The sequence below is a fragment of the Shewanella sp. MBTL60-112-B2 genome (assembly GCF_019655055.1).
Taxonomy (GTDB): Bacteria; Pseudomonadota; Gammaproteobacteria; order Enterobacterales; family Shewanellaceae; genus Shewanella.
The window spans coordinates 46,743-69,867 of sequence record NZ_BPFA01000023.1; the positions used below are offsets into that span (position 1 = coordinate 46,743).

General features: G+C 44.5%; 13 protein-coding genes. 5 read left to right on the top strand and 8 right to left on the bottom strand.

Annotated elements, in window-relative coordinates:
* Window positions 1-91: 91 nt before the first annotated feature.
* Together K5Q73_RS14495 and zntR are read right to left on the bottom strand one after the other, a co-directional pair.
* Window positions 92-1,432, bottom strand: a complete 1,341-nt coding sequence (locus tag K5Q73_RS14495) for a permease (RefSeq protein WP_220763520.1) — start codon at window positions 1,430-1,432, stop codon at window positions 92-94.
* Window positions 1,433-1,487: 55 nt separating this feature from the next.
* A complete protein-coding gene (gene zntR, locus K5Q73_RS14500; protein ID WP_220763522.1) occupies window positions 1,488-1,964 on the bottom strand; it encodes a Zn(2+)-responsive transcriptional regulator in 477 nt (158 codons plus the stop codon).
* A gap of 364 nt (window positions 1,965-2,328) precedes the next feature.
* Here zntR and purH point away from each other — a divergent pair, with 364 nt between their 5' ends.
* The 3 genes from purH (at window position 2,329) to K5Q73_RS14515 (ending at window position 6,004) form a co-directional block, all read left to right on the top strand.
* Window positions 2,329-3,918, top strand: coding sequence for a bifunctional phosphoribosylaminoimidazolecarboxamide formyltransferase/IMP cyclohydrolase (gene purH, locus K5Q73_RS14505; RefSeq protein WP_220763524.1), 1,590 nt, complete (start codon window positions 2,329-2,331; stop codon window positions 3,916-3,918).
* Window positions 3,919-4,087: 169 nt separating this feature from the next.
* Window positions 4,088-5,389 carry a phosphoribosylamine--glycine ligase gene (purD, locus tag K5Q73_RS14510; RefSeq protein WP_220763526.1) on the top strand — a complete coding sequence of 434 codons (1,302 nt, stop codon included), beginning with the start codon at window positions 4,088-4,090 and terminating at the stop codon, window positions 5,387-5,389.
* 396 nt (window positions 5,390-5,785) lie between these two features.
* Window positions 5,786-6,004: a hypothetical protein gene (locus K5Q73_RS14515; protein ID WP_220763528.1), complete on the top strand. Its 219-nt coding sequence runs from the start codon at window positions 5,786-5,788 to the stop codon at window positions 6,002-6,004.
* A gap of 30 nt (window positions 6,005-6,034) precedes the next feature.
* Here K5Q73_RS14515 and K5Q73_RS14520 read toward each other — a convergent pair whose 3' ends face one another.
* The 3 genes from K5Q73_RS14520 to hemE form a co-directional block, all read right to left on the bottom strand.
* A complete protein-coding gene (locus K5Q73_RS14520) occupies window positions 6,035-6,838 on the bottom strand; it encodes an SDR family oxidoreductase (protein ID WP_220763530.1) in 804 nt (267 codons plus the stop codon).
* A gap of 97 nt (window positions 6,839-6,935) precedes the next feature.
* The gene (locus K5Q73_RS14525) at window positions 6,936-9,509 is read right to left on the bottom strand and encodes a bifunctional diguanylate cyclase/phosphodiesterase (RefSeq protein ID WP_220763553.1); all 2,574 of its coding nucleotides are present in this window, start codon (window positions 9,507-9,509) and stop codon (window positions 6,936-6,938) included.
* A 325-nt stretch (window positions 9,510-9,834) separates the two neighbouring features.
* Window positions 9,835-10,899 carry a uroporphyrinogen decarboxylase gene (gene hemE, locus K5Q73_RS14530; protein WP_220763555.1) on the bottom strand — a complete coding sequence of 355 codons (1,065 nt, stop codon included), beginning with the start codon at window positions 10,897-10,899 and terminating at the stop codon, window positions 9,835-9,837.
* A 531-nt stretch (window positions 10,900-11,430) separates the two neighbouring features.
* Here hemE and rsd point away from each other — a divergent pair.
* Window positions 11,431-11,898 carry a sigma D regulator gene (gene rsd / locus K5Q73_RS14535; protein WP_220763557.1) on the top strand — a complete coding sequence of 156 codons (468 nt, stop codon included), beginning with the start codon at window positions 11,431-11,433 and terminating at the stop codon, window positions 11,896-11,898.
* A 636-nt stretch (window positions 11,899-12,534) separates the two neighbouring features.
* Here rsd and acnB read toward each other — a convergent pair.
* Window positions 12,535-15,132, bottom strand: a complete 2,598-nt coding sequence (gene acnB, locus K5Q73_RS14540; RefSeq protein WP_220763566.1) for a bifunctional aconitate hydratase 2/2-methylisocitrate dehydratase — start codon at window positions 15,130-15,132, stop codon at window positions 12,535-12,537.
* 404 nt (window positions 15,133-15,536) lie between these two features.
* Here acnB and hxpB point away from each other — a divergent pair, with 404 nt between their 5' ends.
* Window positions 15,537-16,202, top strand: a complete 666-nt coding sequence (gene hxpB / locus K5Q73_RS14545; RefSeq protein WP_220763568.1) for a hexitol phosphatase HxpB — start codon at window positions 15,537-15,539, stop codon at window positions 16,200-16,202.
* Between the two features lie 104 nt (window positions 16,203-16,306).
* Here the strand turns inward: hxpB and K5Q73_RS14550 are convergent, their stop codons facing one another.
* Window positions 16,307-18,523, bottom strand: a complete 2,217-nt coding sequence (locus K5Q73_RS14550; protein WP_220763570.1) for a patatin-like phospholipase family protein — start codon at window positions 18,521-18,523, stop codon at window positions 16,307-16,309.
* Window positions 18,524-18,615: 92 nt separating this feature from the next.
* A complete protein-coding gene (locus tag K5Q73_RS14555; protein ID WP_220763572.1) occupies window positions 18,616-23,106 on the bottom strand; it encodes an EAL domain-containing protein in 4,491 nt (1,496 codons plus the stop codon).
* Window positions 23,107-23,125: the final 19 nt, after the last annotated feature.

The window sequence follows — 23,125 nt, forward strand, 5'->3', positions numbered from 1 at the left end:
AACTAACTTCATATTAGTTATAGAGTATTACACGCCAAAAATAAAAAAGGCACTCAGATGAGTACCTTTATCAGCTATGCCAGGTTAGTGCTTAAGAGCAGCAGTCTCTACGCCACCAGTTTTTAGGCAGCTTATCTAAGAAAACTTTAGCCATTAATATTGCAAGCACCACACCTGAAGTGTAAACGATGCCCGCAGGTAATAGCTCATGCTGCTCACCAATTTGCGGCATAACCACAAAACCGAAGGTATCAACGAGATAGTTAACCAAGATGCCCGACACTAACGCCACACCTAGTACGCCACCTAAATAGCCATATAAGGCACGCTTACCTAGCTCTTTAGTGACCACACCTAAGGTCGCTATGTTGGTTGCAGGGCCTGCCAACATAAATACTAATACCGCACCTGGTGATACACCCGCTAATAGCAAACCTGCCGCAATTGGCGTTGATGCCGTGGCGCAAATATACATAGGGATAGAGATAAGCACCATGACTAACATTGCCAAAATACCATCGCCCCACTTAGCCATAAAGTCGGCTGGCACATAGGTTTGCACTAACGCGGCGAAGAACAAACCGATTAGCAACCAAATAGTCGTGTCACGAACCAGATCGGTTGCCGCATAATGCAAGCCTTTACCGATACGACTAATAATAGAGGTGCCTTTTAATTCAGTGGCCACATCTTTAGTTGACTCACAGCAGCTTTCTGCTTCGTGACTATGGGCGTGAGTGTCTGTATCGGATTTTTTACTGCTGCAGCATGATGACTTTTCTGCCGTTACAACTTCAGCAACAGGCGCTTTAGTAGAGCAGCACGAAGATTTTTCTGCTTTAGGCTCAACCGCTTTTTTGCTACTGCAACAAGATGTAACCGCCTCAACTTTTGACTCGGTTTTTTTACTGCTACAACAAGAAGCAACAGGCTCAACCTTTGGTGCTGGCTTCTTGCTACTACAGCAAGATGCAGCTGGCTCGGTTTGAGTGCCTAAACCAGATTTAGCTTGCTCGCTAACAATTGGTTTACCGTCATCGTCGTCACGGCCAACTAATAGACCCGCCACAATCGCGCTAATCACCGCAGCTATCGGTCTAACAATTGCCATAAATGGGCCTAGCAGCACATAAGACACGGTTACCGAGTCAACACCAGTTTCTGGAGTCGAGACTAAAAATGAAGTAGTTGCGGCTTTCGATGCACCGCTACGACGTAAACCCACCGCGGCAGGTATGACGCCGCAAGAACACAAAGGTAGCGGTGCGCCCAGTACCGCTGCTTTTACCACAGTTTTAAAACCGTGGCCGCCAAGCTGCTTTTGCATCCAAGCCATAGGCACAAACATTTTCAACATACCGGCTAACACTAGGCCGAGCAAAAGCCAGGGGGCAGACTCTAGAAACAGCTCAATAAAGTTTTCTAATAACATAACGACTTCTCACGTGTATTCTTAAGCTTTCAATTTAAGTATTCGATTTTGCTTTCTATTTATCAGCGCAGGTTTTAGTGAACTTATGCTCACCATGGCTATGCTTATTATTTTCACAGCGAATGCTATCTGTATTTGACTCTAGCGCTTCGAGAATCGAGCAATGCTCGGCACTTTCAGGGCCGCCACAGCAGGCTTGCGACAAACGCTGCAAAGACAATTGAAAATGGTTTAGCTCAGCGATTTTAGCTTCGACATTTGCTAGCTTATCATCGACCATGCCTTTTACATCGGCGCAGGCCCAATTGGATTTATCTAATTCAATCGACAAAAGTTCAGTGATCTCAGCAAGCGTGAACCCCACTGCTTTTGCACGTAAAATAAAGCGCAACCGCTCGGCGTCAGCTTCCGTATAAATACGGTAACCAGAATCGGTACGTGAAGATGGTGCTAACAACCCATGCTTTTCATAAAACCTTAAGGTGTCAGTCTTAACTTCACACTGCTGTGCAAGCTCACCAATTCGATACATGCCTAGCTCCAAATCAATTTAAAATTCTGTTTGCAATCCAGCTTCAAGCTCAAGCATTCACCAGTGATAAAATCAACCAACAAACAGGTTTTTGTCACTGTAACGGCTAGAGTATAAACCTTGGAGTTGTATCCAAGGTCAATAGTTATTCTGCGCTTAAATAAACAAGAAAGCTTGTTCTGCTGAACGTATTGTGAAATCGCGCAGAAAAAAACACCGCCGAGTGTAAATTTACGTTAAAATATGCGCGCCGTGACGGGAGAGTATTGAGGGACTTTTGGAAAGCAGTGTAGGCCTATAAGGCGTGAGACTGTTCTGTTTTCCGAAAGATCCTTAAAAATAACTACTGGACCCTGTACCTACAATGAATAATGCCAGACCTATTCGTCGCGCGCTGTTAAGCGTTTCAGATAAAACCGGAATCCTAGAGTTTGCACAAGCGTTGCATGCTCAAGGTGTTGAACTACTTTCTACTGGTGGCACCGCACGCCTTCTGGCTGATAATGGTGTGCCTGTCATTGAAGTGTCAGACTATACTGGCCACCCAGAGATCATGGATGGTCGCGTTAAAACCCTGCACCCTAAAGTGCATGGCGGCATTTTAGCGCGTCGCGGTATCGACGAAATCGTAATGGAACAAAACAATATCAAGCCTATCGACTTGGTAGCGGTTAACTTGTACCCATTCGCTGCAACTGTCGCTCAAGAAGGTTGCACCCTTGCAGACGCTATCGAGAACATCGATATCGGCGGCCCAACTATGGTGCGCTCTACCGCTAAAAACCACAAAGACACCACTATCATCGTTAACGCTAACGACTACGGCCGCGTGATTGCCGAGATGCAAGCAAACGAAGGTAGCACCACCCTTGAAACTCGCTTTGATTTAGCGATTGCCGCGTTTGAGCACACAGCTGCGTACGATGGCATGATTGCTAACTACTTCGGTACTAAAGTTCCTGCGCACAGCAAAGATGAGTGCCATGCAGACTCTAAGTTCCCACGCACTTACAACACTCAACTAGTGAAGAAGCAAGACTTGCGCTATGGCGAAAACAGCCATCAAACAGCCGCATTCTATGTTGATACTAATCTGGATGAAGCCTCTGTAGCTACAGCCATGCAGCTGCAAGGTAAGGCACTGTCATACAACAACATCGCCGATACTGATTCTGCACTTGAGTGCGTAAAAGAATTCGACGAGCCAGCTTGTGTGATTGTTAAGCACGCTAACCCATGTGGTGTAGCGATTGGTGAAAACCTGCTTGAAGCTTATAACCGTGCATTCCAAACTGACCCAACGTCAGCTTTTGGCGGCATCATCGCCTTTAACGGCGAGTTAGATGCTGAAACTGCAAGCGCAATTGTTGAGCGTCAGTTTGTTGAAGTGATCATTGCCCCTAAAGTGAGCCAAGCAGCGCGCGATATTGTTGCAGCTAAAGCTAACGTACGTTTACTTGAGTGCGGTGAGTGGGCAAGCAAAACCACCAGCTTAGATTACAAGCGCGTTAACGGTGGTCTATTACTGCAAGATCGCGATCAAGGCATGGTAGGCCTAGACGATGTTAAAGTTGTTTCTAAGCGTCAGCCTACTGCAAGCGAGATGAAAGACTTAATGTTCTGCTGGAAAGTGGCTAAGTTTGTTAAATCAAACGCGATTGTTTACGCCAAGAACAGCATGACTATCGGTGTGGGCGCAGGCCAAATGAGCCGCGTTTACAGTGCAAAAGTTGCGGGCATTAAAGCTGCTGACGAAGGTCTAGAAGTACAAGACTCAGTAATGGCATCAGATGCATTCTTCCCATTCCGTGATGGTATCGACGCTGCAGCAGAAGCTGGCATCAGCTGTATCATCCAGCCAGGCGGCTCAATCCGCGATGAAGAGATCATCGCGGCGGCTGACGAGCACGGCATGGCAATGGTATTTACCGGTATGCGTCACTTCCGTCATTAATTGGTTTGCGCGAATAAAGGGCTTTATTCGCGCATTAACAAAATTAATATTTAACGTTTAGAGCAAGCCACTCTTTCTAGGTCAAAGAAAGCACGCGCAGCGTATGCCAATACGTGAGCATGCTTGATGCAGAGATAGGAAGAATGGCGCAGCTATAAAAGGTAAAGATATGAAAGTATTGATTATAGGTGGCGGCGGTCGCGAACATGCATTAGCTTGGAAAGCGGCGCAATCGGCGCAAGTTGAAACTGTCTTCGTAGCCCCTGGTAACGCTGGTACAGCACTAGAGCCAAAGCTTGAGAATGTGGCAATTAATGTTGAAGAGATCTCAGCGTTAGTGGCATTTGCCGAAGAGCAAAAAGTCGCAATTACTATTGTTGGTCCTGAAGTACCATTAGCACTTGGTCTAGTTGATGCGTTCAATGAAGCCGGCCTACCTATCTTTGGCCCTACTAAAGGTGCGGCGCAGTTAGAATCATCTAAAGCCTTCACTAAAGACTTTTTAGCCCGTCACGATATTCCTACAGCAGCTTACTCAAACTTTACTGAGATAAAGCCTGCTAAAGCCTATGTTAAACAAGTGACTGGGTTGACAGGTTTCCCTATCGTGATTAAAGCCGACGGCTTAGCCGCAGGTAAAGGCGTGATTATTGCAGCAGACCAAAATGAAGCCGATGCAGCTATCGAAGATATGCTAGCTGGCAACAAGTTTGGTGAAGCAGGCTCTCGCGTAGTTATCGAAGAGTTCCTAAAAGGCGAAGAAGCCAGCTTTATCGTAATGGTAGACGGTAAGAACATTCTTGCTATGGCCACCAGCCAAGATCATAAAGCCCGTGATAACGGCGATCATGGTCCAAATACTGGCGGCATGGGTGCGTATTCTCCGGCTCCTGTAGTGACCCAAGCGGTTCACGACTGGACTATTGAACATGTTATTCGTCCAACCGTTGATGGCATGGCTGCAGAAGGCAATGTTTACACTGGTTTCTTATACGCAGGCTTGATGATTTCGCCCGATGGCAGCGCAAAAGTACTTGAGTACAACTGCCGCTTTGGTGACCCAGAGACTCAACCTATTATGATGCGCCTTAAGTCAGATCTAGTAGAGCTTTGCCTAGCATCAACTCGTGGTGAACTAGACCAAGTGACTGCTGAGTTTGACTCGCGCGCAGCTGTAGGCGTAGTGCTAGCTGCAGGTGGTTACCCAGATGCATATCGCAAGCACGATGTGATTGACGGTCTAACTCTTGGTGATAACAACGCGAAAGTATTCCATGCAGGTACTAGCATGCAAGACGGTCACGTAGTAACTAATGGCGGCCGCGTACTATGCGCTACTGCCCTTGGTAATACAGTAACCGAAGCACAGCAAGCAGCTTACAACTTAGTTGATGCTATCCATTGGGATGATGTCTACTTTAGAACTGATATTGCGTACCGCGCGATTGCTCGTGAAAACGGCGAAGGCTAAATGACTCTTTATTAGCTAGTTAATCTAGAAGCCCTGTTAATTCAGGGCTTTTTTATGCCTACTATATTAACTTATAGGCTAATCCATTAAAAAAATATTGGTATAACAAGGGTTATCACTTAGCCGTAATGACATCACTTACCGTGTAATATGTGCCCGTGAAAGCCGCAGAGGTTGTGACTGCGATTTTTCATTTATAACCTCTGATTTGTGCCTTCAGCTTGTAAACCAATATCAAGCAATCATGTTTTTTGTGATCTATGTAGCACAAAAGCGTGACTTGAAAGTGCATGCTGAACCCTGCAGCAATAGATCCACGCAAATTAAAAGATAAATATTAAACAGAGTGGATCGATAAATTGCCAAGAATTAAACTTAACAAGCTGGGGTTAGACAATGAAATATTCAGTAAGCGATCTTATCTATCAAGGCGAGACATCTGGTGTGCATAACTGGGACACACTATCAGGCTCATCTTTTTACTGGCATCCAGATTGGTTGCATATTGCAGAAGATATGACGGGTCATAACGCAACGGCACATATTGAACCAACGGCAGACAAAGCAACCAAAGCTGAAGCCGCTGAAACTATTGTAAAACATCTCAATAAGTAGCTTCAGTCTAAGCTGTTAATCGAAATTGAATTAACGGCCTGACGCAATCGCCCTACGTGCAATTTTATCAATTAAGCCTGGGGCGATAATTTTAAAGAAGCGGCCTATTCGACCTCGAAAAGAAGTGATTAATAAACGTTGTCGTTTGGCAATCACGGGTAACATCATTTGCGCACAAGCCTCTGCCGTCATGATCTTACTTTCCTGCATTGGCGTTGCCCCCAAGGGCTTACCTTGTTCATCAAGCGCGCGCTTATGGGTCTGGGTCACTACAAAGTCAGGGCAAATTACTGTCACAGCCACATTGTCATCGCTTAGTTCAATCCGCAATGAATCAAAAAAGCCAATTACAGCGTGCTTAGAAGCAGCATAACCCGAACGTGTTGGTACACCAGTCATACCTGTTAACGAGGCAACAGCGACGATTTGACCTTGGGTCTGTTTAAGGTAAGGAATTGCGGCGTGGGTAAGATAGGCGGGGCCGAGATAGTTCACTTGCATGATCTGTGATAAAACGCTTAAGTCTTCAAGCTCATCAAAGCGTGACCACATGGTCATACCGGCATTATTGATTAAGATATCTAACTTACCAAACGCTTCGATACAAGCTTGGATTAGGCCAGTACATTCAACTTGGTCCGATACGTCAGCCACATGAACTAAAGGAGGATGGCCTAATTCAGCCAACTCCTTGGCCAAGGAGTTCAGCCGCTCGAGATTACGAGCGCTGATCACTAACTTGCATCCATATGGAGCAAGTGCCAGTGCTAACGCTCGCCCTATGCCTTCCGATGCACCAGTAATGATAATGACTTTATCTTTAAAGATTTGCATTTATAGCCTAACCATCAAAATCGTTAATATGTTTAGCCCCTAAACCTCACACATAACAATCGAGATCGCAAATAGCTCCCTCTAAGAGCTATCAATGTTAAGCCATCAGTTTCTCAGGAGTCGAAAGCTTCTGATAGGCGTCTAAAGGCTGCGGCCTGCCAATACCGTAGCCCTGAGCATAGTTCACGCCAATCACCTCGAGTTTGTCGATAATCTCTTGGTTTTCGACAAACTCTGCCACCGTCTCAATCCCCATCACACGGCAAACATCGTTAACCGACTTAACGATGGCATAATCTTTAGCGTTACTGGCTAAATTTTTCACGAAACAACCGTCAATCTTAACGTAATCGACAGGCATCTCTTTAAGGTAGCCATAGGAGGCAAATCCGCTACCAAAGTCATCCAGAGCAAAGGCAAAGCCACGCTTGCGCAAGTCTAATAGCATCTTCATCGCTCGGCTGCGATTTTGAATGGCACTGGTTTCAGTGATCTCAAAACAGATACAGCTACTTGGCACGCTAAAACGCTTTTGTTGACTCAAAATAAAGTCGACCATGCCCTCGGCGCCAAGGCTATTACCCGATAAATTAATTGATAGGCAATGGTCATCCCACAGCGCCTCATTTAAAGACAACCATAGGAAGGTCTTTCTAATGACCTCTTTATCCACGTCGACGATAAGTTTAAAGCGCTCTGCCGCTGCAATAAATTGTGCCGGAGGCAGAACTCGCCCTCCTGGTTCTTGGATCCTTAGTAGCACCTCAAGGCGCTGCCTATGGCTATGCGAAGAAAGACACTTTATCTTTTGGTAGTAGAGAATAAGCTCGTTGTGCTCAATCGCCTGCACGATTCTAACCGCCCATTTAGGCGCATTACGCTGATAACTTAAATCGATATCACGACCATCATAAAAGTACACCTGATTACTGCCCTTGCTCTTGGCTGCAAGACAGGCGATATCGGCATCTTTGAGCAGTCCAAGCAGATCGGTGTCTTTATTAAAGCGTGACAATGCCACTCCAACGCTCACACCTACACGATAGCAAGTATCATTATGCGTTACCGTTTGGCGACCTACGCCGGCAATGATCTTCTTAATTAACTTAGCAACTGCTAGGGCTGAACTATCTTTAATGATCAAACCAAACTCATCGCCCCCTATGCGTCCCAATAGCATATTATCCGATAAGCAAGACTCAATCGATTTGGCCACCTTATTAAGCATCTTATCACCTACGGTATGGCCACTGGAGTCATTGATGAGCTTAAACTGCTCCAGATCTAGGTAGACGACGGCTAGGGATTGGGATGATTGAGCATACTCAATAAAGCGCTCTTCAAAAGTGGCTCTATTGAGTAGACCCGTTACGGGATCTAAATAAGTTTGACGCTGAAGCTTACGCTTTAACAAGGCTTCTTGAGTCGTGTCTTTTAATACCAGCACGGCACCAATGATTTCCCCAGAGTGATTAGATAAATGTGTCAAGGTGCCACTCATTAACTTTGGAGTGTCACAATTAAGGCGTAAAAGTATGGGCTCTACATTAAGCGGTACGCTTTGCAGAAAGGCGGTAACCTTCTCGCTTAAGCTTTGGTTATCTGGTAATAATTCATGGATCCTCTTACCTAGTGCTTCTGCGGTACTCTGCTTCAATAGGCGCTCGGCATAAGGGTTGATATAGCTAACCTCAGCATTATTATCAGTCAAGATCACCGCCTCTGCAATAGACTCCAAGGTGACTTGAGATTGACTCTCTTGTCGATAGAGGTTCTCGAGTAGGTGATTAATACTCTTAGTGACCTGGCCAAACTCATTTTTGCCAGTCCCGTGAATACCCGCTCCGTTAATGTAAGCACGGCCTTTTAAGTCAAGACCTATGCCGCCTACTTGCTCAGAGAGTCTATTCAAAGGCCTAAACACTGCATTTCTTAGCCAGATAAATACCACTAACTGTAATGCAATCACTAGCCCCAGCCCGCCTAGCGTTAGTAAGCTGTATTGCCACGCCATGCGCGAGAAGAATTGATTCGAGAAGGCAATAGAAAGGTGCACCGGTTCTTGATTAACAAGTGCAGGAAGAGCTAATTGAGCAGTAACAGTATTGGCAGTTAAAACCAGCCCAGGCTTAGCGCTTCCGGCTGCAATTGTTATTCGGGTAGCAAAATCGACAAAGCCTAATGTCGCTAGGTAATCATCTGTGAGCCGACTCATACTCACTAGCCGCTCAGAATCGGCAGACTTAGCTTGAATGCTGATGAGATAAGCTAAAGCTGGAACCTTGTCGAAATATACCCCTGCCTTTGCCTGCTCGCTCGCAAGCAACGTCATTGGCAACTGTGAATCCATAGGCTGCTGCATATCGAGAGGTTCAAGTTTCCCCCCCTTAATTTGCAGCATATGAGTACTGCTAAATAATGCATCCTCTGGCAATAGGTCTGTGGGATTACCTATTTGATAATTTATTGAAAAATTATCAAGCTGCAACTGAAAACGTTCGATATCACGGTCTACTTGAGACTGAATGCTCTCTAGTTCTTTCTCGATGACATAACTACGTATAGCGTCAACTTCGCTGTGTAGCCAGGTCACTCCAGCTAAGCAAGCTAAAGCTAGGAGGGGGATACAGATCCCAAATATCACTAAGACAACTTTCTTGCCAATTTGCATCTGAGGACAACTTCTCTAATTCAAAACCCGCCAGTCACTCTGGCTACGACTTGGTTTGTGTGAGCAAACTACCCTATATCCTCCACAGATAATACCTGTATGTGTAACAGTCGTTGATAAAAACATCAACAAACTCACTATCATTATTGAATCTCATCTTTTATTGCAAATAATCATCAATCTGCCGCTGTATTTTCTCAAAATACATTTAATACAAACTGAATAATGGGAAATAAAATCAAACGACAGAAACAATAAAGGCCCAGTAAACTGAGCCTTTATTCATACCAAACAATGGTAAGTCATTCGCCGATAGGCGAGCTAATTACTTGTGGTACTTAGCTGATAACTCATGTACTGAGTTAATGAATGAACCTGCGCGTTCTGGATCAACGTGCTGGTGAATACCATGGCCCAAGTTAAATACGTGACCAGTACCTTCACCGTAAGAAGAAAGGATTTGATCCACTTCTTGATGAATGCGCTCTGGCGTACCGTAAAGTACTGATGGGTCCATGTTACCTTGTAGAGCAACTTTATGACCAACACGGCGACGTGCATCACCGATATCTACAGTCCAGTCTAGACCTAGTGCGTCACAGCCTGTTTCAGCCATAGACTCAAGCCATAGTCCGCCACCTTTAGTGAACAGAGTAACTGGTACTTGGCGACCGTCTGCATGGCGAGTTAGACCATCAACGATTTTTTGCATGTAACGTAGAGAGAATTCACGGTATGCGTGGTGAGAAAGCGCGCCACCCCATGAATCGAAAATCATTAGAGACTGTGCACCGTTTGCAACTTGAGCGTTCAAGTACAAAGTCACAGAGTCAGCTAGCTTATCTAGTAGCATGTGCAAAGTAGCTGGCTCTTCGTAAGCCATCTTCTTGATCTTTTCAAATGCCTTGCTAGAACCGCCTTCAACCATGTAAGTCGCTAGTGTCCAAGGTGAACCAGAGAAACCAATTAAAGGTACTTCGCCTTTTAGTTCACGACGAATAGTGCTTACAGCACGCATTACATAGCCAAGCTCGTCTTCTGGATCTGGGATGCAAAGCTTTTTGATTGAATCGATTGTATCTGTAGGACGTTCGAAACGTGGGCCTTCGCCAGTTTCAAAGTACAGGCCTAAGCCCATTGCATCAGGAATAGTTAGAATGTCTGAGAACAAGATAGCCGCATCTAAGTCGTAGCGACGTAGAGGTTGAAGAGTCACTTCACAAGCTAAGTCTTGGTTCTTACAAAGAGACATGAAGTCGCCAGCTTCTGCGCGGGTGGCTTTATATTCTGGAAGGTAACGGCCAGCTTGACGCATCATCCAGACAGGAGTTCTATCGACAGGCTGTTTTAATAACGCACGTAAATAACGATCATTCTTTAATTCTGCCATTTGGCTTGATTCCTAAACTTATAGTGATATCCGCTTGGGGCAGTAGTTTAGCATTTACGTTAATAAAGTAACCTCTATAGGTAAAATAATGTGACAAGTAACGCGACAAATTCTGCCAACTCGGAGGCAGTTAACATTATTGGCTTATATAACAGGCCCAATTACTTGCTCCTAAGCGCAGTTCACAGCTTTCAGTAAAAACGTGAAATAGATTCACAACCTAGCTTAACCTAAGCTGTACAGTTCGCAATGTGACAGAAAAAAGTTGCACCTAAGTGCTAGCTTTGGTATAAAAAGTCTGCGCTAGCAAGAACAATCAAGAAGCTCGTCGCATCGAGCCCGCTACAAACTTTACTCGCCCAGCGATAGCTTTCTATCGCTGGGCATTTTATTTTATAGCACTTTGTTCACAATCCTTCCTCTGGTATGTCCATTTAGCATTTCCTCATAAATTGGCCAAAAATGGTTGATCAAAACTACATTTTTCCCCTACATTAGAAGTACAGAGAAGGATTCTTAACGGGGAAGATCATGCTAAGAAAGTTAGAGAAAGCCGAACAAAAATGGGGCGGCTCAAATACTCTTATAGATCAATGGTTAAATAATCGGCGCAACTTGCTTATTAACTATTGCCAGATTGCTGGGATCCCGCCGTATGAGGAAACTGACAAATCACTACCCGCCTTTGACTCAGTCAAACAGTTTTGTGACCAATTGATGGATTATGTGTCAGAAGGCCATTTTGAGATCTATAACCAAGTGGTAACCGCTTGCGAAAAGAATGGTAGCTCAAGCCAAGAACTCGCTCAGCAACTGGTTCCGCAGATCAGCGAGACCACGGATACCGCTCTAGATTTCAATGATAAATATACTGAAGCCGATGACGAGCAAGTGCTGTTCCATTTAGACAAAGATTTATCTTCTTTAGGTCATGCAATGGAAACTCGCTTTGAGTTAGAAGATAAACTGTTAGAAGTACTACATAGCAAGCATTCTTAAGACTCAAAAAAGGTTCTAGGTTCTAGGTTCTAGGTTCTAGGTTCTAGCAAAATAAAAATGAATTAAAAAAGGCCAGCTGATTAGCTGGCCTTTTTAGTGCTTCAATCTAGCTCATACCAATCGGTATAAGAAGTTGCTCTACTCAGAGCGTTTTTGGCAAACTAATTCAAGGCGAATAACTGAAGGAATGGTTGCTCCCTTGTGAAGTTATTCAACGCAGAAGTAGGAAGCCAAAAACACTCCAGAATGGCGAGTTTTAGCGGCTCTGATACTGCGACTCTTGATAAAAAGAGGAAGCTTGAACCTAGTTTAACTATGCTCTGCACTCGTTGCGAGTTGCATGGATGCAGCGAATGTCATTAAAGCAGGAGCACTTAATGACCTTGTCTCAGTGCCGCTAAATTCTCGCTGAGCGACCAAATCTTTATACTAATTGGTATAACTACGCTTAGCCAATAAACACGGCATTAAAATTACACCAATCATAACGCGACCAATTAGCGAGCAGGAGTTCACTGATGCTGCCAATGCATTCCGGCTAGAAAACTGCATTTTTAAGCTGTCGCTGAAAACAAAAAAGCCTGCTAGTAAGCAGGCTTTTTTCGGACTAGACACACACAGGTTTAAATCAATTGATTAAACTGCTGATTGGAAAATCACTTCATCAGCTTTTGCTGTGTACGACGCAATTTGATCAAAGTTCAGGTAACGATAAGTGTCAGCTGCAGTTGCATCTAACTCTTTAGCGTATGTCTGATACTCATCTGGTGATGGTAAACGACCAAGTAGTGCAGCAACTGCCGCTAGTTCTGCAGATGCTAAGTAAACATTAGCACCTGTACCTAGACGGTTCGGGAAGTTACGTGTAGAAGTTGAAACTACCGTAGCACCTTCAGCAACACGTGCTTGGTTACCCATACATAATGAACAACCTGGGATCTCAATACGTGCACCAACACGGCCGAAGATTGCGTAGTAGCCCTCTTCTGTTAGCTGGTCGCGGTCCATCTTAGTTGGCGGCGCAATCCACAAACGTGTTGGCAAAGTGGTAGCAAACTTATCAAGCATCTTACCCGTTGCACGGAAATGACCGATGTTAGTCATACAAGAACCAACGAATACTTCGTCAATCTTAGTATCTACAACTGAAGACAGTAGGATCGCATCATCTGGGTCGTTTGGCGCACAAAGAATAGGCTCTTTGATATCAGCTAAATCGATTTCAATCACTTCTGCGTATTCAGCATCGCCATCCGCTTCCATCAGCTCAGGGTTTGATAACCATTCCTGCATAGCAGTGATACGACGCTCGATAGTACGACGATCGCCGTAACCCTCACTAATCATCCACTTAAGCATAACGATGTTTGAGTTTAAGTACTCAATGATAGGCTCTTTATCAAGCTTAATGGTACAACCTGCAGCGCTGCGCTCAGCTGACGCATCTGAAAGCTCAAATGCTTGCTCAACTTTAAGCTGCTCAAGACCTTCAATCTCAAGGACGCGACCAGAGAAAGCGTTGATCTTACCTTTCTTCTCAACAGTCAACAGACCCATTTCAATCGCTTTATGCGGGATAGCATGTACCAAATCACGTAGCGTGATACCAGGCTGCATCTCACCTTTAAAGCGAACCAAGATTGATTCTGGCATATCAAGCGGCATCACACCGGTTGCAGCAGCGAATGCCACAAGACCTGAACCGGCAGGGAATGAAATACCAATAGGGAAACGCGTATGCGAGTCACCGCCAGTACCAACGGTATCAGGCAGAAGCATGCGGTTTAACCAAGAGTGAATAACGCCGTCACCTGGGCGCAGTGCAACACCGCCACGATTCATAATGAAATCAGGTAGTGTGTGGTGCGTGTTCACGTCAACTGGCTTTGGATAAGCCGCTGTATGGCAGAAAGACTGCATGGTTAGGTCTGCACTGAAACCAAGACAAGCTAGATCTTTAAGCTCATCACGGGTCATAGGACCTGTAGTATCTTGCGAACCAACAGAGGTCATCTTAGGTTCACAGTATTGGCCTGGACGAATACCAGTAACACCACACGCTTTACCTACCATCTTCTGTGCAAGGGTAAAGCCCTTACCTGTGTCAGCCACATCTTGTGGACGCACAAATTCAGCAGATGCTTCAAGATTTAGCGTTTCACGAGCACGGTCTGTTAGACCACGACCAATGATTAATGGGATACGGCCACCGGCGCGGACTTCATCCATTAATACGTCAGTTTTCAATGAGAACTCAGAAATCACTTCTTCAGAGCCATGACGCTTAACAACACCTTGGTATGGATAGATGTCGATAACATCGCCCATTTCCATCTTGCTAACATCTAGCTCGATTGGCAATGCGCCCGCATCTTCCATAGTGTTGAAGAAGATTGGCGCGATCTTACCACCTAAGCAGAAACCACCAGCACGCTTGTTTGGTACATTAGGGATATCATCACCCATAAACCAAAGCACTGAGTTAGTTGCTGATTTACGAGACGAACCCGTACCAACAACGTCACCTACGTAAACTAATGGGAAACCTTTTTGTTTAAGTGACTCAATCTCTTTGATTGGACCAATAGTACCTGCTTCGTCAGGCACGATACCTTCACGGGCATTCTTTAGCATCGCTAATGCGTGCAATGGAATGTCTGGACGTGACCATGCATCTGGTGCTGGAGATAAGTCATCGGTATTAGTCTCACCAGAGACTTTAAATACAGTCAGAGAGATTTTTTCAGCAAGTTTAGGACGCGATAGGAACCATTTAGCGTCGGCCCAAGCGTGAACAACTTGCTTAGCGTAATCATTACCTGCTTGCATTTTTTCCACTACATCGTGGAAAGAATCAAACATTAATAGTGTGTGCGAAAGCGCTTCAACGGCTAATGGTGCTTGCGCTTCATTATCTAGCTGAGCAATCAGTGGTTCGATGTTGTAACCACCTTGCATAGTGCCAAGCAGCTCAACAGCGCGCTCTGATGACAAGATTGAAGATGATACTTCGCCTTTTGCGACAGCATCCAAAAAGCCCGCTTTTACATAAGCGGCTTCATCAACACCTGGTGGGATACGGTTTTCTAGCAGATCAAGAATGACAGCTTCTTCACCTGCAGGTGGATTCTTTACCAATTCGACTAGCTGTGCCACTTGTTGGGCATCTAGTGGCTTAGGGACTACGCCCTCTGAAGCACGTTCTGCGACGTGTTTACGATATGCTTCTAGCACGGCAACCTTCCTTTTGTTTTGGCGTTCTTACAGCGAAACTGCTCGTCTTCAAATTGAAACTGACAGCTCGGCAGGTTCGACCCTTTATTTCGAGCGCTATTATACTACAGCTTTGCAAAAGTATGAATCTGATCACGTTTCCACAAAAGCAAAACAACGCTCGTTCGACATCTCGGGCTATACAGTAAAGCTATTCTACTAAAAAGAAAACTAGACCATAGTTTGAAACATTGATCTAAATTATATAAATCATATATTTAAATTAAGTTACCGGCTATTTTATCAAGCGTTATAGGTCAAAAAATCCTGTGCTTAGGCTCGAGATAATCGTATGATTATTCGTAAACTATGGCATTTACACAGCTAATATTCACCAAAGTTATAATGAACATAATTGGATACCTATGAGTAAACCACAGCTAAAAGCGGTTATTTTTGACATGGACGGCGTATTGATCGATTCAGAACCTGTTTGGCAAATGGCGATATTCGAAGTTATGAGTAAGCTGGGTTTAAACGTTTCGATGGCGGATATGCAGCTCACTACGGGGCTTAGAATCGACCAAGTTGTTGAGTTTTGGTATGCGCGCTCTCCTTGGCAAAACTACAATAACCAGCAAACGGCTCAGGCCATTGTTGATACGGTTGTTAGCCACATCAAGCATGATGGTGAACCTATGCGAGGTGTACTCAGTGCTTTGCAAGCTTGTCAGCAAAATAAGCTTAAAATCGGTCTGGCAACCTCTTCTTCTAGTCTAATCATTGAAGCCGTTTTAAACAGGTTAGACATCACGAGCTACTTTGACGCCATTGAATCAGCCGAATCGCTCGCTTATGGTAAGCCCCATCCCGAAGTGTATTTAAATTGCGCTAAAGCCTTACATATTGACCCAGTTAATTGTTTAGCAATTGAAGATTCATTTAATGGGTTAATCGCCGCGCGCGCAGCCAATATGCAAACGATCGCGATCCCAGAGCCACAACATGCCACTCTAGGCAAATGGGTGATTGCCCACCAGCAACTCGATAGCCTAGAAGCATTAGCAAACTTTTTGACTTACGATCAATAGCGCCATTTTCATCAAGCTGAATATCTATCGAGCTGAAAACAAAAAGCCCAGCATTTGATGGGCTTTTTATTGCATTTAGCTTGAAATTATTTTCGCCAAAATGACTACCAGTTCTTACCGATAAATAGAAAGACGGTTTTTTCACCATCATCTGATGCGCCAAAACCAAACGCAGCAGGCCCCACGCCAGTATCAATGCCTAAGTACAAGCTACCTGCGTAGATTAAGTCATCAAGTGACACATTGTCTTTTTGATTCCAAACGTTACCCGCCTCAATACTGGTACCTAAATAAAGCGGATATTCGGTCATACCGAGCACATCTCGCCCTAAGTCATACTGATACACAAAGGCACCAAACACCTTGTGTGAACCATATAGAGCGTTCTTGTGATAACCAGAGAGATTTAAAAAGCCACCAAGCTCCGACACGTTTACTGTAAACGCGCCATCTTTATCAACTGTTGCCAATGAGGCTATACCCACAAAAGCGTGATTACCCACGCCAACAGCTCCGCGCCAATCGGCTTCATATTGCATCGAGAAATCAGAAGAATCACCAACACCATCTAATTCATAACTCTCTTTTCTCATATACACATTGAAGGTGAAACGATTACCCGAAGTCGGAAAGTTAATACTATTTAGGTCATCATAGGCGAATTTGAAGTAGCCCCCATAACCCGAGTAATCTACTTTTCCAAGCCCCCAGATGTCGTTCTCCAGATCGCCTCTTTCCCCCAGCACACCAATTTCGACCATGCCATTTTGAGTGTAATTAGCCCCTATACCTACTTCGGTACGGTAGGCTGTTTGTTTCAGTTCTAACACCCGGTTGTTATTTTCAAAGAAGCTCCAATCTTTCAGTTCATACTCAACTCGAGCACGGCTGAAATAGGACTGATCTTTAGCTAATGGCTGATAAAACTCAGATGCGATTAATTTGTCGTAACCGAGCGATAACTCATTACGCCATTCACCACCATTCTCGGTAAGCTCAGTCATGGTATAGGCCATATCGAGAGAGATGACAGAATCTAAGCTAAAGTCATCTTCCCAACTAAAGCCAAGCTGGAAGTAATTCGGCCCCCAGGATTTAGCCTTTGTTGTGACGGTTAATACCCGCCCCTCATCAGTGTCTGTAAATTCCGCATCGACTCGTTCAAACTTATCCAATGCATAAATTCTATCTAGTCCGGCATCTAAATCTTCTACTGTGACATGGTCACCAACATTCAGAGAAAGGTTATCCGCCAATAACTTCTCACTAACCTTGGAGTCGTTGTTATAAACCACTTTAATTAATGGCCTATTAATCTCCGCTAGCCATTGCTTACTCTTATGCTTTTTTTGAGCCAAATATTGTTTGAAATCACTACGAGTGTCACTGTACTGCTCAAGCTTATCGCTCTGCTCCCGAGCAGCGATCTCACCTAGCGGCAGTGCAATAGGCATAATGCTAAAGTCCGTGGTGCTTAGGTCGCCAATATTGGGACGGATCAAAATATCATGATCGCTAAGCAGGGCTTTCTGCCTCTCTGAGCTCGCATTGGTAAGAATCGTGGAGAGCTGGTTTAACACAGCGACCGTACTATTTAGCTCATCTTTACCAACTAAGGGAGAACCAATATCGACCGCGATGACAATGTCTGCGCCCATCGCCTTAACCACATCGACAGGCATATTGTTAGCAATCCCGCCATCCACTAACAGCTTGCCGTCGATAACCGCAGGTTGTAGGGCTCCTGGCACTGATGCCGATGCTTGCATTGCCGCAACCACGCTACCAGAACTTAACACCACAGGTTCGCTGGTGACTAAGTTGGTTGCCACTGCACGATAGGGAATAGAAAGATCATCAAAGTCACCAAATTGGTGAACTAAATTAGTCGAACTACGTAGAAGTTGCGACATCGTTTGCCCTCGAAGCAAACCTGCAGGCATTTTAACTTGCTCGTCGCTGTAACCTACATTGATTGGAATATTAAACTGATCACGAGTCTCTTTGTCGCGGTAACTTAATGACTCCCGAGGAATGGTGTCTGAATAACCTTGGCTCCAATCAGTATTCATCATGATCGCTTCAATCTCTGCAGCGCTATAGCCTAATGCGTACATCCCTCCCACATAGGCACCGATACTGGTTCCGGCAATATAATCGATGGGGATATTTTTCTCTTCCAGCACCTTAAGCACGCCGATATGAGCCGCACCTTTTGCACCGCCACCACTCAAGACTAAGCCGATTTTAGGACGCTCTTCAGCGAATGAAACTTGCGAACTAGCCATTGCTAGGCAAAGAATGATAATTCTATTAATCATAATGACTTACTTAACTCTTCTACTAATGTCTTAACGTATTTTATTTAGTGGCGATGCGCAAGAAATAGCGCTACCGACAGGCTACTTGAGGGCTAAACCTCTAAGGCTAACTTGTTATTTACGTTCTGCTTTAAGCTTTTATTTAAGCCCATATAGGTTTCAATTTCGGCAAGCGGCATAGGTTTGGCGAAGTAGTAGCCCTGAATAACATAGCAACCTCGACTGAAAACATGCTCGAGCTGTTCATGGGTTTCCACCCCCTCGGCAACCACATCTAATTTCAAATTTCTTGCCAACTCAATGATGCTACTCGCTATCGCCTGATCGGCCTTATTAGTCGCGATATCAATAAGAAAAGAGCGATCAATTTTAAGGGTATTAACTTCAAAATGCCTCAAGTAAGCCAGTGAAGAATAGCCAGTACCGAAATCATCAATAGCCACATCGATACCTAAGGTTTTAAGCGCTTTAAGATGTTGCTTAGCCACCTTCAGCTCTTTCATCAACACCCCTTCAGTGATCTCTAACGAAAGCGCCGAGTGTGGCATCTTGGTCTCAGTCATGATTTGCTGAACACCGCCAATAAAATCGGGGAGACGGAAATGCAGTGCAGAAATATTAACCGAAACTTTAACGGGCTCGGTTAACTCTTGAGCCCAACGAGCTCCATAAAGACAAGCTTCACGCATGACCCAGCGATCAATTTCCACGATCAGCCCACACGCTTCTGCCACCTTAATAAAGATATCAGTGCGAATAAAACCCTTCTGTGGATGATTCCAGCGTAATAGCGCTTCTACCCCGACGAGTTTATCATTTTGCAAAATATCTATTTGAGGCTGAAAATGAAGCTCTAGTTCGTTTCGCTCTATGGCCTTGCGTAAATCGGCCTCTAACGCTAAATGATAAAGCGCTTCAGCATTGCGTTCCTTGGAATAATACTTAAAGTGCCCCTTGCCCTCTTCCTTAGCGTGGTACATAGCTAAGTCGGCATTTTTAATCAACACTTCTGGCTGCTTTGCATCTTCTGGCCACATACTCACACCAATACTGGTTGAGATATAGAACTCGCGTCCATAAAGCATAAAGGGCCGTTCAATGCTGGCGAGTAACTGCTCACAAAGGTAATTAACAGTATCAATAGTAGGAGTATCACGCAGCAAAATGACAAACTCATCACCACCAAAACGGCACAAGACATTTTCATCTGAAATCAGAGACTGTAAACGATTAGACGCTTCGACTAGCAAGGCATCCCCCATACTATGACCATATGAATCATTCACATGCTTGAACCTGTCTAAGTCCAAAAATAGTAGGGCTAAATTGCCGCCATCTTTTTCAGCTTGATACACAGACTGTGCGAGTTTGCTGGAGAACAAGGATCGGTTAGGCAAACCTGTCAATACATCAAAATTAGCTAAGCGACGCAATTCAGCCTCGGTTCGTTTACGCTCTGTGATATCAGAAAAAACCACCACATAGCGGCTAGCATTACCGCTGGTATTCAAAATCGAGGAAACGTTCAGCCAAACCGCACACTTTTGACTACTACCGGAATCAACAACACACTCTCCAGCCCAGCTAACCCCCTGCTGCAATAGATGAGCAATAGTGGAGCTTATCTCTTCGCCCCGTATAACCTGTGAGAAAGACATACCGTTCAAGCTTTCAGAATTTAATCCGATAATATTTTCAGCAGCCTTATTGGACACTTGAATCTTCTCATCGCTATCAAAAATAAGCACAGCTTCTGATGTATTTTCGAATGCTTGCGCCAATAGGTAAACGTCGTCTTTTAGCTTTCTCTGCTCGGTAATATCACTATAAATCCCTGCAACCCGCTCGATAACTCCTGAAACATCATTCCTTTCAACTGGGCGCCCCAATACACGCACCCAGCCCATAGCGCCATCGGTACGCCAGTATCGATACTCAACTTCGAACCTATCCGTGCGTTCTAGCAACATATCTTGCCATGCCGCCATAACTTCATCGATATCCTCAATGTGGATAGGGAACTGCTCTAACTTAAAGTAAACTTGTGACTGCCCAGAAGCTAATACTCCTGCCGTATTTTCTAGGCGGAAAAGGTCGCTTTCACGTTGCCACTCCCACAGTTCTGAGTTACTGCCTTTAAGCGCTTGCTTAAGCCTATTCTCACTATCGATTAGTGCCAAATTGACACCTTTAAATGCCATCACTTGGCGCTGTCGGTAAAAAATAATGCCTAGGCCTGTTAGCAACAGACAAAGCAAAATACCACCTTTAAACCAAGAAGTTTGCCACCAATATTTTTCAACGTAAAAACTGAATGAAAACGGCTTCTCAGACCAAACCTCATTGTTCGTGCTTAGAATATCCAGCACATAGGATCCTGAAGCTAAACCGGAAATATTCAGTTGGGATTTTCCATCGAGAAAAATATAGCTTGCCTGCTCATCAATTCCGCCTCGACGTAAACGGTACTTAATCTGCATAGGCTTCTGATTGAGGTAGTCATGGCGCGCTAATTGAAAACTGATCAACTGCGCCCCGGGTAAGATATGATAGTCATTCTCCGGCATTAAATTGAGTTCGCTGCGATCTTCAAAATAGATCTCTATCGACTCTAGCATCATAGAGTCATCTGCGATCCTGTTTTCTAATCGCTCGACATCGACCAACATGGCTCCATCTGGAGTACCTAGATATAAGCCCTCTGCGGAGGCAAAGTAAGCCCCTTCATTGAGCTCATCGCTCAGCCAACCATCCCGAGGGGAAAACACTAAGAGCTCCCCATCGAGCATATTCTTCCTCAGCAACGAACGAGGACAGCCCACGACACGGTAATCACCAACATTGTCGATAAAGTAGACCGAATCACAACTAACCCCCAACTCATCGGTCACACTTTTAATCGCCCCAGAATCAACCTTAAATGACAGTAAGCCTTGCGTCTCTAAACCAAGCCACAGCTCTCCTGGATGAACCTCTTTAATAAATCGAATATTCGATTCACTGCTTGTCGCAAAGCTTAAGGGAGCCAATACAGGATAGAAGGTATTTTGAGAGTCTAAGTAGCCAAAAATACGTGAACCACCGAGCCATAAGCGCTGCTCACTGTCACGAGTAACCGCAACAATTTCCACTGCAATATTACTATTGAGAGCACTTCCTAAGCGGATTAGTTTGGGCTCGAGAAACCCTTTTTCCCAATAATAAAGCCCGCTGCTAGTCGCAAACCAGATCCGCCCTTCAATTAACGTATCAAAAAAGGTGTTATAAACCATTTTATATTCAAGTGAACTGCGGCCACCAGACCAAGCTGCAAAGCTTTGGCTGTGGAAGGTATTCTTATTCACCACCGACAAACCATTGGTGGTAGACAGCAACAGATGGTCTTTATCTAACGGGTCAATTTTAAAGATGCTGTCACTAAGACTTAGGCCTTGAGGATTAATCGCGTAGGATTTCTGAGTGTGCTTGTCAACTAACATCAAGCCTGTATCGGTACCGAGCCAAATATGATTTTCATCAGCATAAATGGTCCATACCACTTCATCTTTAAGCTTGTAAGGAGGCTGTTTAGTGTATTTATCAATAACAAAGTCTGGATCGACAGCTAAAATTGCAACCCCATCACCGCTGCCACCCACCCAGATCAATCCTGTCTCATCGACGGCAATATCATAGGTATAATCTATGTTGGACTTTTGCTTTAACTCGTTACCATAAAGCATGCCTTTTGCTGAATCGGGGAGCCATCGTAGTAATCCTGCTCGAGTCGAGAGCCAAAGATAGCCTTGCTTATCTTCAGCTATATTGGTGATATAGTGTTCAAGCTGTTCGACTTTTTGTATCGACAGATTTTGCTGGTCAACTTCAAATAGCCCCTTACTCGAACTGATCCAGACTCGCCCACTGGAATGCTTAATGACGTTTTTTATCCCTCCCCATTCAGTTTTCCAGGGTAAAACCTCTAATCTCACGCCATTAATATCGCGAACCTCTAAGTGCTTTTCTTTACCAATAAGCAGACGGTTCTCAGACAAAGATAGGATGTGCCACCAAGGGTGATCAGGGTTGCTTGGAAGAAACTTTATTCGCTCAAGTGACATGTTTTGGTAGTTAAACCTAAGCAGTTCACCGTCATAGGTCAAAAAGATCCGCTCACCGTCAGTATCTTGTATTTGCGATACTATGCCACTACCACGGTACTCTGGAAATAATTCAGGGCTGCCAAACTCAACAAATCGATTAGCTTTAATATCATACAGATAAGCTTGGTACTTGCCGCTGACTAGGATGTGCTGTTTACTTAGAGGAACCGAGAGAGAAAGCACGCTATCGTTGATTTTAGAGTTTAAACCGACCTTATCGATACGACGAACTTTATTACTGCTAACTCGATATAAGCCCTCTGCGGTTGCCAACCAAGTAAAGCCATATTCATCGAAACCAATATCCAAAACAGTGGCATTAATCAGACCATCGCTTGCAGTAAACACCCGCTGGACTACGCCACTGGCCAAGGTAGGCACAGCATAAGTTAACAGTAATAGAATGAAGCTAAGCCAAATTTTTTTGATTATTATTCTCACGTGCTTAGGGACTTTTCAC